1 protein-coding gene is annotated in these 2,711 nt (G+C 41.2%); it reads right to left on the reverse strand.

Annotation, left to right across the window (positions count from 1 at the left end):
- Nucleotides 1–808 precede the first annotated feature (808 nt).
- A complete protein-coding gene (locus ESZ48_RS19115; RefSeq protein WP_129019103.1) occupies nt 809–2,371 on the reverse strand; it encodes an IS1182 family transposase in 1,563 nt (520 codons plus the stop codon).
- Nucleotides 2,372–2,711: the final 340 nt, after the last annotated feature.

The following is a 2,711-nucleotide window of genomic DNA, read 5'->3' on the forward strand; positions in this document are numbered from 1 at the left end:
GGATTATCAATGTTGCCGAAGTCTAAAGCTTCACCGTGTATAGTAACCTTACTCCGCTCTTTTGTTCTTTCTGATTAATGCTTAAAGTTAACTGATTTATTAAAAATCAAACTTAAGCCGTGTATAATTAATTGCTAGGTCAGTGCTTATCTGGAATATTCCTTCGGAATATTCTCAGGCTCGTGCCTTTTTGTTAACTTACTCGCTAAACCACGCAACTAACCATACACAAACTCGTTGCCACCCATTAAAGAAAAATTCTGCTGAAATTGAAAATCAACGGATAAACTCTGAAACGAAAATCCAAAGCGGAAATTATTAAAAGTGGAATTGACAAACTGAACTGAATCCTAAACCAAATGGAAACGGATTTTTTGCGGACGAAAAAAAATACCGAAATTGAAAAAGCAACCCCGAAGTTTCGGGAGGAACTGAAACGTAAAAATCTTTGCGGAAAAAAAAAACTGAACCGAAAAACATTTCGCCGAAATTTACTCGCACGGAAAAAATCTTGTGGAAAGGAATCGAAATTTTTTTTTGGTTTTTTAAGTGTAAGTCCGAAAATCTGTGCTTATCGACGAAATTTAATCTGAAATACGGAAAACCATAAAAAAATTTAACTGAAATTAACTAATTTGGACTTTTAAAGAACAAAACGTCGGAATCAAATCTGACGTGAAAAACTGTGCGTGGGAAAAGTAAAAAACGGGTGGCAACACCGGTAATCGTTGCACAACCCCATAAATTCATTAAAATCGAACTCATTTAAGCCCTTCTTAAGGGCTTTCTGGTTTTTTAATGAGGTGGTTTAACAATATTCCGGATAGCTTAAATACAAGTTTATCAAGTTCTGGAACCCCTTTATTTTATTAAATAAAAAGCCAAGTGCCTTAGCACTACTTTTTGTCAGTTTTTGCGTGAACTTCAGGTACTTTTTAATATTGTAGGCCATAGCGGACAAGTGCATGACCTTGTTTGCCTGGGATATGCCTATGGTATTTATCTTTCTCAGTCCCATGAACTGGGTGAGCGTCCCAAAAACAGGTTCGACCGTACTTTGTCGTTTGCCCTTCATATACCTCCCCTGCGGACTGTTGACCCGTTCAATATTGCGCTCATATTCCTCCCTAAAGTAGGTCACCGAGAACTTCTTCTCCTTGGCCGTCCTGCCCAAACAACTTGCCTTTATCGGACAGTCCCTACATTGGTATGTAGAACCGCGGTATTCCCTTTTTAATGTTTCCGTTCGGGAGTCGCTGAATACCTTTTTAAAGGGTATGATCTCTCCCTGAGGACAGACATAATGGTCATGTTCTTCATTATATTCAAAACCGTCCGGCCCACCTTTATAGGTGCCGTGGGGCGGAATAAAACTCTGTAAACTGACCTGTTCCAAAAATGCATAGTTCTCTCCACTGCTATAACCTGTATCGGCCACACAGTTCCGCCATATCAATCCCGCTTGGTTCAGTCGTGGCTTTAGGCGTGCAACAATATCCTGTAAATATTGATTGTCCTTTTTATCGGCATGATAGGCATGGATATCCGTGATGACATGGTGTCCCGTGTCCACGCTCAACTGGCTCATGTAATTGAGCTTCCTCGCTTTCCCTGGCTTGACGCTGATGCGCGCATCGGGATCCGTGGGACTGTAATGCGTTTTGTTGCTGGTGTACTTACTGCCCTTGTTGCCTGCTCCCTGGCGCTGGTCCTGATCGTTCGCCCACTTTATGTTACGGCTCTTGATCGCTCCAAGTTCTTGCTTGTTCGCACTGATGGTCTGCTGCTCCTTGCCGGCCTTGTTCTCTTTGCTCTTTCGTATTGGAACCTCTTTATCCATTGCACTGATATGTCGGATCTTCGATAAGTGTGCCGCCAGATCTTCCTCGGGCACTTTCAGTTCCAGACTGTCCATTGAGGCATTGGCTTTTATTGGTGCAGAATCTATGGCCTGGGTATGCCCGCTTACCATGCCTTTTTCGATGCACATCTGAAGGACATTGGTAAAGACCTCCTCAAAGATATACTCGGGAAAAAGTTGCCGCGTACGGCTTATCGTGGAGTGCCAAGGCATCTCATCTTCCAAATCATAACCGATGAAAAACAGGATATCCAAACGCATACTGCAATGTTGGATGAGCTTTCTGTCGCTAATGATGTTTTCCAGATAACCGACCAAACACAGTTTGAAAAACACAATGGGGTCAATACTTTTTTGACCAGTGGTGCCGTAAAACGGTTCGGTCAGCTTGTAGAGGTAATCTAAGTCTAGTACACTTTTAAGCTGTCGGTAGAAGTTCTGTTCGGGAACACGTTCACTCAGTAAAAACTGCGTGAACAACTTTTCTTGATATGTCTTTTTGCCTTGCATACCATCAAATTATGAAATTCTTAGCCTGATAATGCTTTATTCAATTAACTTTATCAACAGAGTTGTGCAACAGGCACACCGTGTATAAACCATTGCTGGGTCTGTGCTCATCTGGAAAATTCTTGGGAATTTTCCAGCGTAGTTTTGTATCTTTAATGGTTCGTGCTTTCACACGCAACGGTCCATACACAACAACGTGCGTCATTTAATAAATGTACTTTCCTGAAATAGGTTGACTAAAAATTAATCAATTAATTACAGTCACTTATGAAAACACAAAAAGAACACTGGCTAAAAAAAAGCTACCAAAAAGTAACTTTAGAGACTAAACTTTTAGTCG

The organism is Gelidibacter gilvus (genome assembly GCF_004115975.1).
Lineage (GTDB): Bacteria > Bacteroidota > Bacteroidia > Flavobacteriales > Flavobacteriaceae > Gelidibacter > Gelidibacter gilvus.